We start from the raw sequence: 13551 nt of genomic DNA on the forward strand, positions 1-13551 counted from the left end.
CGCATCGGCGCGTGGATTAGAATCCGAGGGCGGGCGCCGTCGTCTCTCCACGCCTCAGCCGAGGGGGGAGCGGGGCGCGTCGAGTTCCTCCTCCAGCCAAACGGATGCGCCTCATGACCCCGGAAGATTCGACCCGGCGACCAACCGCGAAGCACCCGATCGCGATGAACCGACGAGCGGCCCTGGCGGGCGTCGCGGCCTCGACGCTCCTGGGGCTCTCCCCCCGGAAGGCCGTCGCCCAGGCTCCCCCGACCGGAGGTCCGTTCCTGCTCGGCCTGAACACGGCCACGATCCGGGGCCAGAAGCTGGGGATCGTCGAGATCATCGACCTGGTCGCGAAGGCCGGCTATGGAGGGCTGGAGCCCTGGCTCGACGAGATCAACCGCTACCGAGACGGCGGTGGCTCGCTCGAAGACCTGGGCAAGCGCCTGCGCGACGCCGGCCTCTCGGTCGAGAGCGCCATCGACTTCTTCGAATGGGGGGTGGACGACCCCGAACGCCGCCGCAAGGGCCTGGAAGCGGCGAAGCGCTCGATGGACACGCTCCAGAAGATCGGAGCCAAACGAGTCGCCGCGCCGGCCGCCGGGGCCACCGACGTGGTCGTCGAGCTTCCCCGCCTGGCGGAACGCTACCGGACGCTGCTGGAGTTGGGAGACCAGTTCGGGATCGTGCCCGAGGTCGAGGTCTGGGGGTTCTCGAAGACCCTGGGGAACCTGGCCGAGGCCTCCTACGTGGCGATCGCCGCGGGACATCCCAGGGCCTGCGTCCTGCCCGACGTCTATCACCTCCACCGAGGGGGCTCGTCGTTCGAGGGGCTCAACCTCCTGGGGCCGGCGGCGATCCCCGTCCTGCACCTGAACGACTACCCCGCCGTCGCCGACCCGACGACCCTGAACGACTCGGACCGCGTCTACCCCGGCGACGGCGTCGCGCCGATCCGCCGGATTTTGGAGTCGCTCGCCTCGCGAGGCTTCCAGGTGATGCTCTCGCTGGAAGTCTTCAACAAGGCTTACTGGGAGCAAGACCCCGCCGTCGTCGCCGCGACCGGAGTTCGCAAGATGCAGGCACTCATCGAAGGGATCTCGGCCCCCGCCCGCGTCGGGTCGTAAGCCCCTGTCCCACCCCATCCTCGGCCAGGCCCACGCGTGGGTCGAACGGGCCCTGGAGCCGGGCGATCGGCGCTCGACGCCGCGGTCAGCCGTCGGGACACGGCCATCCGGGCGGCTCGGAAAGGGCCGACGGGCCAGGCGATCGGCTGCGACCTCCAGCAGACGTCGCCTCGGCCCGGCTGGGCTCGCCGTGAGCCGCCGACCACCCGTGGTTCGCCCCCAGTTCTGGAACGCCCAGGCCTCGCTTAGTTTCCTTGCCGCTTCGCCGTAATCGAAACATCTCGCCGGTCATACCCCGAGGATTTGCTCTTCCAGTAATTCATACTATATCTATGGACTTTGTTTGAATTAGCCTTGACCCGGTCGCCGATAGGCTGCACAATGGGCCGATCTCGCGACGTTTCGCCGTCGCAATGGAGGGCGAGGCTGCGTCCGCTGCGCATGCCCCGAGGGGACGAGTCGCACCAAGAGGCGCGTCCCCGGAACGCTCCCGCCGCCTCATCCTTTCACGGTTGGAAAAACCAGGCCGACTCGACCACGAGAGGCGTATCGCGCTTTCGCCGGCACGCGACCAACCCCACGAGGGGAGGTCCTGCCTGGGAGTCGAGTCGAGCCATGAAACTTTCCACGTCCCCTGGTCGTCGCGGCCTGTCGCGTCCGTCGGCTTCCGACCTCGCGTCGGGCGGTCGACGCGGCTTCACGTTGATCGAGCTGCTGGTCGTGATCGCCATCATCGCCGTGTTGATCGCGCTGCTGCTGCCGGCCGTCCAGGCCGCCCGCGAGGCCGCCCGGCGGGCCCAGTGCACCAACAACCTGAAGCAGATCGGCCTGGGGCTGCACAACTACCACAGCGTGTTCGAGTCATTTCCCCCAGGCTCGCTCTACGGCCGTCGCGCCGACCTGACCCTGGGGAACAACCGGGACTTCTCGGCCCATGTGCGACTGCTGGGCTTCACCGAGCAGCCGGCCTTGTACAACGCCGCGAACTTCGCGCTGGCGTGCTTCAACGACCAGCCGTACGGCAACCACGTCAACTCGACCACGACGACGACTCGGCTGGCGTTGATGCTCTGCCCGTCGTCGCCCCCGCCGTCGTGGAACCATCAAGCGTCGGGAGCGCCGTTCAACTCGCAGCGGGCGCCGGGGGGGAATTATTTCGCGTCGGTGGGCGCGACGCTGGAGTTCGCCGGGCATCAGGTGAACGGCCCGCCCAACGGGGTTTTCGAGTACGTGGGGCAGTACGGCCGCAGCCACGGCATCAGCGAGATCAGCGACGGCACCAGCAACACCATCGCCTTCGGCGAGTGGCGGACCGGTAGCGGCAACCCCAACGTCACGACGATCCCCACCGACATCATCTTCGTCGGCAGTTTCCCGGCCGGAACCCAGCGCGGCAACGGCTCGCTCGGGTCGCCGAATCTGCAGCGCCCCGACTTCCTGGCCTGGGCCTCCCAGTGCGCCGCGGCCGCCAAGGACAGGGACGGCTATTACGGCAAGAGCACCACGCTCGGCCAGAACTGGTCGCTCGGGTTGGTCGCCTACTCGATGGGCAATATCCTGCTCGGCCCCAATCCGAAGTACCCGAACTGCTCCACCCACGCCACCGGCACGCTCCAGTCGCCGGGCGTCTGGGGCCTCAGCAGCCTGCACCCCGGCGGTGCGAACATCCTGCTGGCCGACGGCTCGGTCCGGTTCCTGAAGGATTCCGTGGCGCTGGAGACCGTCTGGGCGCTCGGCACCCGGGCCGGCGGCGAGATCATCTCGTCCGACTCCTACTGAGAGTCCGTCCCGGAAGCGTGCCGCGGTCCGATCGACGGCCTTCCCCCCGGCGGGGGAAGGTGGCCCGAAGTGCCGGACGGGGGGGGACGAGCGACTCGCCCCTCGGAGTTCCAGGGGCCGTCCCGAGGCCGTCGGCCCGGGCGGGAGGCCCCGAAATCCGAAGCTCGCCGCGGGCGTCCCCCCCCTCATCTGACGCCTTCTGCGTCTGACTTCCCCCGCCGGGGGGGAAGACCGTTTCAGCTCGCCTTTGCCCTTATGGGGCAGGCTCTGAGCCCGGAAGGGCCCGGCCTCGAACTTCGACCTCTATCTCGATGGAGCCTGATATCGTGTTGCGACTGAACGCCCTTCGCGCGTCGTCCTCCTTCCGCGCCTCGACTTTCCTGATCGCCCTGGTCGCCGCGGGGTGTGGCGGCCAGGAGGGGCCGCCGCGCGAGCCCGTGGAAGGGGTCGTCACCCTCGACGGCGAGCCCCTGGAGAAGGGGCTGATCACCTTCACGCCCGCCGCCGGCGGCGAGCTGGTCGTGAGCGGCCTGATCGTCGACGGGACCTTCGCGCTGCCCCGCGAGGAGGGGCCCGGCCTCGGCCCCCACCGGGTCGACGTCTGGTCGAAGAAGGCGACCGGGAAGACCCTCAAGGACGCCGACGACCCCGAGAACCTCGTGGAAGAGCGGGTGGAGGTCATCCCCGCTCGATACAACCTGAAGTCCGAGCTGAGAGCTGAGGTGGTCCAGGGGGGCGGAAACCAGTTCACCTACGAACTGACCGGCTCCAGGGCGACCCCGAAGAAGGTCGCCTCGAGCCGGCCATGAAGAGAGACGTCCGTTCGACCGGGACGGGCCGGAAGCGCCGCCCCGGTCGAATGCGTCGCGACGATCGCGGGTCGATCGGATCAATACTGGTCGGCGCTGACGATCTCGCCGCCGGCCTTGGTGCCGAGCGCCTGGAAGACGCCCATCTGGGTCGTGGGGGCGTAGACCCAGTTGCTGCCGCCGCCGGACGCGCCCTGGGCGCCGGGGTTCCAGGAGTTGACCGAGTTCTTGATGTAGCGGACCGAGCCGTCGCAGAAAGCGAAGTTGGCGCCGCCGGGGTGGCTGCTGGCGGACGTCATCTTGAAGTTGTCGCTGCGGGGGAACTTGTTCGCCGGGGCGCCGGGGTTCAGCGAGGGGTCGGCCTGGCGATTGTCCTTGAAGTAGTTGGGGGGGAAGAACGTCGAGAAGGCCGTGTCGCCCCAGTCGCCCGAGATGTACATGTTGGTCGTGTAGCGGTCGTTCTCGGTGCCGGCGTAGGGGACGATCCGGCTGTGGGCGTGCTCGCCGTAGAGGATCGTGTTGCTGGTGCCGTCGGTGATCGCGGCGATGGTCGTGGGCCGGAAGCTGGAATCATAACCCCAACCGGCGGGGTTGCTCTCGCCGGGGCTGGGCACCCGTCCGCCGTTGTGGTTGAAGATGCCGTCCGACTGGCCGACCTTGGGGTCGCCGTAGCGATACGCGAGCGTCCCCATATTGGCGGCGTAGCTGCTGTAGGTGAAGGGCTGGTAGGCGTCGTCCCAACCCGTCGTGTCGCCGCCGAGGTTCGGGGCGCGGAGGCCCGTCACGTCGTCGCTGGGGCACCAGAGGGTGTTCATGCCGATGGCGGTGACCGTCGTGTTGGCGCCGACCCAGTTGGTCAGGTTGCAGTTCAGCGCGTTCCAGACCGTCCCGCCCTCGTAGTAAGCCAGCAGGGCGACGAACTGGCCGAAGTCCTGACGCATGGCCGTGCCGTCGTTGAAGCGGCCGATGTGGTCGCCCATCGGGAACGAGCCGTTGGAGCTCTCATAATTGTGCGTGGCCAGGCCCAGCTGCTTCAGGTTGTTGGTGCACTGGGCCCGCCGGGCGGCCTCGCGGGCGGCCTGGACGGCCGGCAGCAGCAGCGCGATCAACACGGCGATGATGGCGATCACGACCAGCAGCTCGATCAGCGTGAAGCCGCGACGAGCCTCGGCCGGGGAAGGCGAACGATCCATGGAAACTCCTCACGAGAAAGTTAGATATAACGAGCGAAGGGAAGTCAGGACGTGTACGTCGGCCGAACCGTCGCGAAACGCGGGAGGTCCGGCCCGAGATTGGGAGGCTTCGAGGTCGTCGGACCTGGTCAGGGGGCCTTGCCCGCCGCCTCCTTGCGACGCTGCTCGCGAAGTTCCGCGATCCCCATTTCCAGTTTGGGATCGGGAGCTCTCTTGCCCTTGCCCTTGGTGACCTTCGGCGTCTCGACCGGCGCCTGGGGCGTCTCCGGCGCGGGGGCGGGAGCCGGTTCGCCGCAGCCCGCCAGGGTCCAGGCCAGGGCGACGATCAGCCCCGGCGCCGCCTCTCTCCATGAGCGACTGAATGCCATCAGTTTCGATGCCTCCTAATGGACCGCGCGATTGGGACCCCGCCGCACAGCCTCGACGCCTCACGTCGAGAGCCGTGCGGAGCGATACGAAATTGACCCCGAATCTCCCGCGCAGGGCCCGAACCTCTTCGGAGAGCCCCCGCGGACGAGTCGGCATCGACTCGAAACGCCCCCGGATGCTCCGCTGAGAAGGTTGGGAACGAATTCGGATCGGATTAGAGAGAAAGCCCGTCGAAAGAGATGAGCGAGCGACCGCGATGCTATGCGGCGCGACGCCTTGATCGATCGACGCGTCGACTGCACGAGACTGGATCAAAGAACGTAGAAAATCGTACCCTACTTACCTGGGAAACGAAATCAGATTTTTGATCCTTAATCGATTTTTACGGAAATCCTCGCAAATCATCAGAGCCTCAGGAAGATCCCTCGCTTCTCCAGGGAGCGGACGAACATCCAGGAGACGCCGAAGAACAGCACGAGGGCTGCGAAGGCGTACCAGAACGGCGAGTCCTTGGGAGTCACCGCCAGCACCGCCCCCTCGACGTAGTGGTGGATGATGTAGGCCGCGAGCGGATTCTGCCCCAGGGTCCCGAACAGCCCCAGGCGGGCACCCGCGACGTCGCAGGCCGGGATGAACAGCGCGTAAAGCGCGATCGCGATGCCGGACGAGAAGAGCATGAACGGTACGCTCACCAGCTTCTTGTTGATCTGCCAGTAGTTCACCGGCAGGACGTCCTTCGGCGGCGGCTGGATGAACGGCGGGGTCGCCAGCAGGCTGCCGAGCGATCGCCCCTGGGCGTTCGACCAGGGGGGGATCACCGGCGAGGCCGCGACGTTCTTGCCCGCCACCTCCACGCTGCCGTACCGCGTGTCATAGAGGGTCGTCAGGCCGTTGAGCCCATAGCCGAGGACCATCAGCACGGCCCCCGCCGCCAGCAGCTTCCGCGTCGCCGCCGCCGGGGCGTGCGAGTTCATCACGTCGTAGACGAGGGTGCCGAAGAGCATCGGCACGGCCCAGCTCAGCGGACCGAAGAAGCCGCCGTCCCACGCCCCCTTGCCGGTCATCCCCCAGAGGTCGTCCATCCAGTTCGGCAGGCCGTAGATGAAGAAGACGTTGAACGAGTAGGCCAGGAACAAGGCCAGCGCCATGCACGCGGCGGTCGCCGCCAGCCGCACCCGGAACCCGGCCGCGATCACCGGCATGATCACGATCTGGGCCACGCCGATGATCGCCAGCGTCTCCCACAGGTCGGCCTTCAAGACCCCCAGGAGGAACTTCCCCGGCGCCCCGGCCAGCTCGTCCCACTTGCCGACCTCGAAGTCCTCGCTGCCGTACATCACCATCGAGATCAGGATCAGGGCCAGGCTGCGGAAGAAGAACCGCCCGTAGGTCGCCGCCGCCCCCAAGCGGTCCAGCCGCCGGAGCACCGACAGCCGATAGGAGAAGCCCGCCGCGAACAGGAAGGCGGGCATGATCGTGTCGGCATAACTGAAATAATGGTCGTGGTGTTTCAACACCTCCGGGAACGCCTTCAGCCCCCCCACGAAGTTGACCACGAACATCCCGGCCACGGTGTAGCCGCGGAACTGGTCCATCGAGACGATCCGCGTCGGCGCGGACGGCGTCGGTGGGGCCGGACTGAATAACGGGGCGGCGCTCATGGACGACCCTCGATTTGATGCAAGGCGATGCGGAAGACCGCGCGGGGGGAAGCTGAGACCTCGGGACCCCGGCGCGACCGATCCTAACGAGTCCCCCAGACGCGGGCAACGCACCCGATCGCCCCGATGCGGTTTTTCATCAGTCCGAACTCTTTAGTTGTCAATTCGTCCCCATCCCGAAACCCCTCCGTCCGGGCCCGGCCGACGGCCCCCGGCGCGGGGCTGGGGCCTGGGATCGAGCCGTCGCCGGCGATCCTTGACATTCCCCGGCCGGAGAACGAAGCTGGAACGATGCGCATCGAACAGATCGACCTCGCCATCGTACGCCTCCCCTTGATCCGCCCGTTCCAGACGAGTTCCAGCCGCAAGGTCCACCTGGATCACATCCTGGTGCGGATCGTCGCCGACGGCGTGGAAGGCTGGGGGGAGTGCGCGAGCCCTTCGGACCCCTTTTATTGCCCGGAGACGACCGAGACCTGCTGGCATCTCCTCCACGACTTCCTCGCGCCGATGACGCTCGGGAAGCCCTGGACGACGATCGAGGAGTTGACGGGCTTATATAAGAAGGTAAAAGGGAACGGCTTCGCCCGCGCGGGGCTGGAGATGGCCTGCTGGGACGCCCTGGCCCGGTCGCGGGACCTGCCGCTGCATCGGCTGCTGGGGGGGACCCGGGGCGAGGTGCTTTCGGGGGTCAGCCTGGGGATCGAGTCGGACGTCGGCGCGCTGTTCGAGAACATCGACCAGTACCTGGCCGAGGGCTACCGTCGGATCAAGCTCAAGATCGCTCCGGGGTGGGACGTCGACGTGGTTCGCCGGGTGCGCGAGCGGTATCCCGACGTGGCGTTGCAGGTCGACGCCAATTCGGCGTACACGCTCGACGACGTGGAGTTGCTGAAGCGGCTCGACGACTTCGACCTTTTGCTGATCGAGCAGCCGCTGGCCCACGACGACATCATCGACCATGTGAAGCTCCAGGCGGCGCTCCAGACGCCGGTCTGCCTGGACGAGAGCATTCATTCGGCCGAGGACGCCCGCAAGGCGATCGAGCTGGGGGCCTGCCGGGTGATCAACATCAAGGTCAGCCGGGTCGGCGGCCCGCTCGAAGCCCGCCGGATCCACGACGTCTGCCGCGAGCGCGGGGTGCCGGTCTGGTGCGGCGGGATGCATGAGTTCGGGATCGGCCGGGCGGCCAACGTGGCCGTCGCGAGCCTCCCCGGCTTCTCGCTCCCCGGCGACGTCTCGGGTTCGGACAAGTACTATCGCGAGGACGTCGTCGAGCCGGCGATCCTGGCCCCCAACGGCTCGATCGCCGTCTTCGAGGGGCCCGGCCTGGGCGTCGAGCCGGTGGTCGACCGCATCCGCAAGAATACGCTCCGCGCCGCGACCCTCCGCGCCGGCGTTTGACCCCAAGCCCGAGTCCCCGCCATGAACTCGAACGCCGTCCGCACGTTCGTCGACGACCGGCTGGAAACCTACATCGCCGAGCTGAAGTCGCTGGTCGAGCACGAATCCCCCAGCCGCGACAAGGGCCGGCTCGACCTGCTGGCCGGGGCGATCGCCGACCGCTGGGAGGGCCTCGGGGGGAACGTCGAGCGGATCGCCAACGACGCGGGGGGGGACCACCTCGTCGGCCGGTTCTTCGAAGCGGCGCCCGGCCCCCCGGCGCTGGTGGTCGGGCACTTCGACACGGTCTGGCCCGTGGGGACGCTGGCGAGACTGCCGTTGCGACGCGACGGGGGGCGGCTGTTCGGCCCCGGCGTGTACGACATGAAGACCAGCCTCATCCTCGTCGCCGGCGTGCTCGAAGCCTTCGCCGCCCTGGGACTGCGGCCCGCCCGGCCGATCACCGTCCTGTTCACCTCGGACGAGGAGGTCGGCAGCAAGACCTCGCGGACCCGGATCGAGGCCCTGGCCCGTGAGAGCGCCCACGCCCTGATCCTGGAGCCCCCGCTGGCCGACGGCTCGCTCAAGACGGCGCGCAAGGGGGTCGGGCGGTTCACCCTGACGGTCGAGGGCAAGGCGGCGCACGCCGGGGTGGCGCCCGAACTCGGGGCCAGCGCGATCGTCGAACTGGCGCATCAGGTCCTCAAGGTCGCCGCTCTGAACGATCCGGCCGCCGGGACGACGTTGAACGTCGGCCTGATCGAAGGGGGGACGACTCCGAACGTCGTCCCCGCGCGGGCCTCGGCCGAGATCGACGCCCGCGCCGTGACGATCGCCGGGGCCGAGGCGGTCGAGAAGGCCCTGCTCGGCCTGTCGGCGGTCACTCCCGGGACCCGCGTGACGGTCGAAGGGGGATTCAACCGCCCGCCGATGGAACGCAGCCCGGCCGTCGCCGAGCTGTTCGCGAAGGCCCGGCGCGTCGGCGAAGGGCTCGGGCTGGCCCTGACGGAAGGCTCAACCGGCGGCGGCAGCGACGGCAACTTCACGGCGGCCGTCGGCACGCCGACGCTCGACGGCCTGGGCGCGGCCGGCGGCGGCGCCCACGCCGACGACGAGCATATCGAGATCGGCTCCATCCCCGAACGCGCCGCGCTGCTGGCCGCCCTGCTCCTGGAAATCTGACCTCGCGCCAACCCGAAGGAAGCCCATGACGAACCTGCGCCGCGTGCTCGATGGCGTCGTCCTGCGACGCGCCGAGAGCCCCGCCGACTATCGAGCCTGCCAGGACGCCCAGCGCAAGGCCTGGGGGATCACCGAGGACGGCTACATCATCCCGGTCGCCACGATGGTCGGCGCCAACCTGCACGGCGGCCTGGTGCTGGGGGCGTTCCTGGCGGACGGCACGGCCGTCGCCATGTCGTTCGGCTTCCTGGGCCGGATCGAGGGCCGCGTCGGCCTGTACTCGCAGCTCACGGGCGTCGTGCCCGGCCGCCAGTCGCTCGGCCTGGGCCGCGAGATGAAGCTCCTCCAGCGCGAATTCGCCCGCGCCGAGGGGCTGCCGGTCATCGCCTGGGCTTTCGACCCGCTCCAGTCCGGCAACGCCCGGTTCAACCTCGTGAAGCTCGGGGCCCGGGTCCGCCGGCACGTCGACGACATGTACGGACCCCGCACCGACGCCCTCAACGCCGGCGTCCCCACCGACCGCGTCATCGCCGAGTGGGAAGTCTTCGAAGACCTCAAGCCCCTGACCGACCCCGGCGACGCCCCCAGCCTGATCGAACTTCACGAGGGCCTGCCCCGGGTCGTTTCGGCGCCGGCCGCCGACCTCCTCTGGCTGCCGATCCCGCACGACGTCGCCCGCCTTCGCCGGGACGCTCCCGAGACCGCCGAGGCCTGGCGCAAGGCCGTCCGCCAGGCGTTGGGGACGGCGTTTTCGCTCGGCTACGAGGCCGTCGGCTTCCACCGCCAGGCCGACCCCCGCTGCGGCTACATCCTGCGGCGCCGCGCCGGGACGTGACGAAACCGGCACCTCGACCGGAGTCGCGCCGCCGCTCGGTGTACCACGGCCGGTCCTCGATTTAGACTCGGAAGTCGTGCCCCGCCCCCCCCCCCGCAACCGACCGGGAGTCATCGCCATGCCGAGTGGACGTCTCGCCTCCGTGCTCCTCATGCTCGCCTGCATCGGCCCGGCGCCCTCGGGGCGGGCCGACGAACCGAAGGCCTCCGCGCCGCCGCTGGCCCGCATCCGGGTGAGCGAGGACAAGTCGCACTTCGTCCTCGAAGGCTCGAATCGTCGGTTCGTCCTCTGGGGTTTCAACTACGACCACGACGACGCCGGCCGGCTTCTGGAAGACTACTGGGCCGACGAGTGGGACACGGTCGTCGAGGACTTCCGCGAGATGAAGGAGCTGGGCGCGAACGTCGTCCGCGTCCATCTCCAGACCGGCAAATTCCTCAAGTCCGCCGACGCGGCCGACGAGGCGAGCCTCAAGCGGCTGGGCGACCTCGTGAAGCTCGCGGAGGCGACGGGGCTCTATCTCGACCTCACAGGCCTGGGCTGCTACCACAAGCAGGACGTCCCCGCGTGGTACGACGCGCTCGACGAGAGCGCCCGTTGGGACGCCCAGGCGGTCTTCTGGAAGGCCGTCGCCGGGGTCTGCAAGGAGAGCCCGGCCGTCTTCTGCTACGACCTGATGAACGAGCCGGTCCTCACCGGCGGCAAGAACCCCGAGAGCTGGCTCGCCGGCGACCCGCTGGGCGACAAGTACTTCGTCCAGCGGATCACGACCGACATGAAGGGCCGCAAGGATCGCGAGATCGTCGGGGCCTGGATCGAACGGCTGACCTCGGCGATCAAGCAGGTCGACGACCGGACCCTGATCACCGTCGGCGTGATCCCCTGGGCCCAGGTCTTCAAGGGGGCCAAGCCGCTGTTTCACGACCCTGAAGTCGGCAAGTCGCTCGACTTCGTCGCCGTCCATTTCTACCCCAAGGCCGGCAAGCTCGACGAGACGCTCGAGGCGCTCAAGGTCTACGAGGTCGGCAAGCCGCTTGTCATCGAGGAGATCTTTCCGCTCGGCGCGAGCCTCGAAGAGACCGAGACGTTCATCGAACGCTCGAAATCGCACGTCGACGGCTGGGTCAGCTTCTACTGGGGCAAGACGATCGCCGAATGCGAGAAGACGGCCGACATCCCCCACGCCGTCACCGCCGCCTGGCTCAAACGCCTCCGCGACCTGGCCCCCGCCGACTCCCGCCCCTGAGCCGCGGCCATTCCGCGGGGCGGCGTCACTCGTCGCCGGTGGAGTAGAAGAGGAGGTTGGCGATGCGCCAGCGGCCGCGGTCTTGCTTCAGGGTGAAGTGGTCGTAGCCCCTCTCGACGCGGGCGCCGGCGGTGAGCTTCCAGGAGACCACGGCGCGGGCGAGCTTCTGTTCGAAGCGGATCTCGATGGACTCCGGGACCTCGACCATCCGGGAGGGGGAGCGGCGGTGGGCGTCGCGCTGGCTGGTGATGAAGCGAGGGCGAGGGATCGTGAAGAGCTGGCCCTGATCGTTGATGTGCTGGATCGCGGCGTCGGTCATGAAGCAGTCGTCGTAACCGTCCATGTCCTGAGCGGACCAGACGCGGAAGTAATGCTCGACGAACGCCCGGACCTCTTTCTCGACGGCCGACGCAGGAGCCTCGGCGGCCTCGGATCGGAACGAGGCGGGCCGCGCGACGGGGTCCGGCCTGGGCCGGGGCTCGCCCGGTTCAAGCTCGCGCCAGGCTTCCAGAAGGTCCATGACGTAGCGCTCCACGCGGGGGGCATCGACGGCCTGGTCCTGGACCTTTGCGCCGAGCGGCGGGACGTGGCTGAACAGCACCGTGCCGCGGATCTTCCCCGTCTTCTTGAGGTATTCGAGGCTGTAGAGCATCTCCTCGCAGAGGTAGCGGCCGGCCTCGTCGGAGAGCTTGACCGCGTGGCCCTTGCCGACGAGCGCCTTCACGAGCGGCTCGACGTCGTACGAGGCGACGAACGCGATCGGGCCGTCGGCCGCGATCCGAGGCGCCTTCGGCTTCTCGCCGGAGTTGTCCGGGAACGGCCAGCGGTCCCGTCGGGCCAGGGCCTCGATCGTGAACGAATCCGGCCTCCCCTGGCCGAACGCGAAGACGGCGACCGGCTTGTGCTCGGCGACCAGGGCTTCCAGCCGCTTGAGAGGCTCGTCCCAGACGACCGGAAGCTGCCGGGCGACGAGCCGATAACCGTTCCACTCGCGGCCGTCGAGCCCCTTGATCCCCTCCCACGACGGGTTCGGGGGCTTGTCCTTGCCGAACGGCTCGAAGCCCGTCAGCAGGATCACCGGCGGGTCGACCCGCGCCGGCTCGACCCGGGCCAGGCCGGAATCGAGCCCGACGCCGAAGATCGTGGCGAGGAGCAGCAGGCAGGCCGCGCGAGGCGCGCGGCGGGGGGGCGAAGACGTCACGGGCGGGGCTCCCGAGGGCTCGGGTCGCGGGGCGGCCCGGCGTCCGGGCCGAGGCCGATCGAAAGTCATTGGAGCAGAGCGCCGGGCCGGACGCAAGCCGCGCCGGCCCCGGCGTCGGCGCCGACGGCCCCCGATCATTCGACGACGGCCTTCCGCTTCATCGTGTACGTCCCCTGATAGCCCGCGATATCCCAGGTCCCTTCGAGGATCTGGGCCGAGTCGGACGAGACGGTCCCCTTGTAGCCGACGTCGTGGCTGACGCCGCCGGTGCCGTCGTACGACTTGACGAATTGGAGCGTCCTCGTCGCGCCGTCGTAGCGGCCCTCCGCCGTGGCGTGGAGCCGGGGCGAACGGTCGTCGCCGAACGTATTCGCCTCCCGGATCATCGCCTCGATCCCGTCCCGCTCCTGGAGCAGGAAGGCCGTGAAGGCGACGGGCCTCCGCCCCGAGCCCTCGGGGCACCTGTACTCGCCCGACCAGATCCCGGACGACGCGCCGGGCTTCGAAGCGCAGCCCTCGCAGCACGCGGCCCCGGACTTCTCCGGCCCGTCGTCGACAACCATCGCGACCGTCCCGAGGGCCAGGACCGCCGCCGCGACCGCAACCGCTCGCGCGAACCCCGACCGACCTTCTCGGATCAAATTTATCTGGATTTGACTCCTGTGTCGAAATGATCGAACGTCTCGTCGAACGACCCGGCGGTGCCGCGGGCAGAGGTGACGCCGAAATTCTGGCCGCGGCCTCCGACGTTCGTCGAGAAAAAAACTCGGCGACCCGAACTCGA

General features: G+C 68.8%; 12 protein-coding genes. 7 read left to right on the plus strand and 5 right to left on the minus strand.

Annotated elements, in window-relative coordinates; all coding sequences use genetic code 11:
* Window positions 1-164: 164 nt before the first annotated feature.
* From VT85_RS23710 to VT85_RS23720, 3 genes are all read left to right on the plus strand, one after another.
* Entirely contained in the window at window positions 165-1109 is a 945-nt protein-coding gene (locus VT85_RS23710; RefSeq protein WP_068422556.1) for a sugar phosphate isomerase/epimerase family protein, read from the plus strand.
* A 615-nt stretch (window positions 1110-1724) separates the two neighbouring features.
* Window positions 1725-2888 carry a DUF1559 domain-containing protein gene (locus tag VT85_RS23715; RefSeq protein ID WP_082858846.1) on the plus strand — a complete coding sequence of 388 codons (1164 nt, stop codon included), beginning with the start codon at window positions 1725-1727 and terminating at the stop codon, window positions 2886-2888.
* Between the two features lie 326 nt (window positions 2889-3214).
* Complete coding sequence (locus tag VT85_RS23720) at window positions 3215-3697, plus strand: hypothetical protein (protein WP_197490970.1); 483 nt, start codon at window positions 3215-3217, stop codon at window positions 3695-3697.
* Between the two features lie 80 nt (window positions 3698-3777).
* On the opposite strand, the gene VT85_RS23725 is transcribed toward VT85_RS23720, so the two are convergent.
* The 3 genes from VT85_RS23725 to VT85_RS23735 form a co-directional block, all read right to left on the minus strand.
* Window positions 3778-4890 (minus strand): DUF1559 domain-containing protein, encoded by a 1113-nt coding sequence (locus VT85_RS23725; RefSeq protein WP_068420532.1) that lies wholly within the window; start codon window positions 4888-4890, stop codon window positions 3778-3780.
* A gap of 128 nt (window positions 4891-5018) precedes the next feature.
* On the minus strand, window positions 5019-5258 hold the full coding sequence (locus VT85_RS23730) for a hypothetical protein (RefSeq protein WP_068420533.1): 240 nt from the start codon (window positions 5256-5258) through the stop codon (window positions 5019-5021).
* Between the two features lie 405 nt (window positions 5259-5663).
* Entirely contained in the window at window positions 5664-6854 is a 1191-nt protein-coding gene (locus VT85_RS23735; RefSeq protein ID WP_197490971.1) for a heparan-alpha-glucosaminide N-acetyltransferase domain-containing protein, read from the minus strand.
* Between the two features lie 357 nt (window positions 6855-7211).
* Between VT85_RS23735 and menC the strand changes: the two genes are divergently transcribed.
* The 4 genes from menC (at window position 7212) to VT85_RS23755 (ending at window position 11566) form a co-directional block, all read left to right on the plus strand.
* Entirely contained in the window at window positions 7212-8324 is a 1113-nt protein-coding gene (gene menC, locus VT85_RS23740) for an o-succinylbenzoate synthase (protein WP_068420537.1), read from the plus strand.
* Between the two features lie 21 nt (window positions 8325-8345).
* Complete coding sequence (locus VT85_RS23745; RefSeq protein WP_068420539.1) at window positions 8346-9485, plus strand: M20 family metallopeptidase; 1140 nt, start codon at window positions 8346-8348, stop codon at window positions 9483-9485.
* A gap of 25 nt (window positions 9486-9510) precedes the next feature.
* Window positions 9511-10320, plus strand: coding sequence for a hypothetical protein (locus VT85_RS23750; protein WP_197490972.1), 810 nt, complete (start codon window positions 9511-9513; stop codon window positions 10318-10320).
* 118 nt (window positions 10321-10438) lie between these two features.
* Window positions 10439-11566: a cellulase family glycosylhydrolase gene (locus tag VT85_RS23755; protein ID WP_068420541.1), complete on the plus strand. Its 1128-nt coding sequence runs from the start codon at window positions 10439-10441 to the stop codon at window positions 11564-11566.
* 25 nt (window positions 11567-11591) lie between these two features.
* Here the strand turns inward: VT85_RS23755 and VT85_RS23760 are convergent, their stop codons facing one another.
* Window positions 11592-12767, minus strand: coding sequence for a nuclear transport factor 2 family protein (locus tag VT85_RS23760; RefSeq protein WP_068420544.1), 1176 nt, complete (start codon window positions 12765-12767; stop codon window positions 11592-11594).
* A 134-nt stretch (window positions 12768-12901) separates the two neighbouring features.
* Window positions 12902-13330, minus strand: coding sequence for a hypothetical protein (locus tag VT85_RS23765; protein ID WP_156513058.1), 429 nt, complete (start codon window positions 13328-13330; stop codon window positions 12902-12904).
* Window positions 13331-13551 lie beyond the last annotated feature (221 nt).

Source organism: Planctomyces sp. SH-PL62, assembly GCF_001610895.1.
Classification (GTDB): domain Bacteria; phylum Planctomycetota; class Planctomycetia; order Isosphaerales; family Isosphaeraceae; genus Paludisphaera.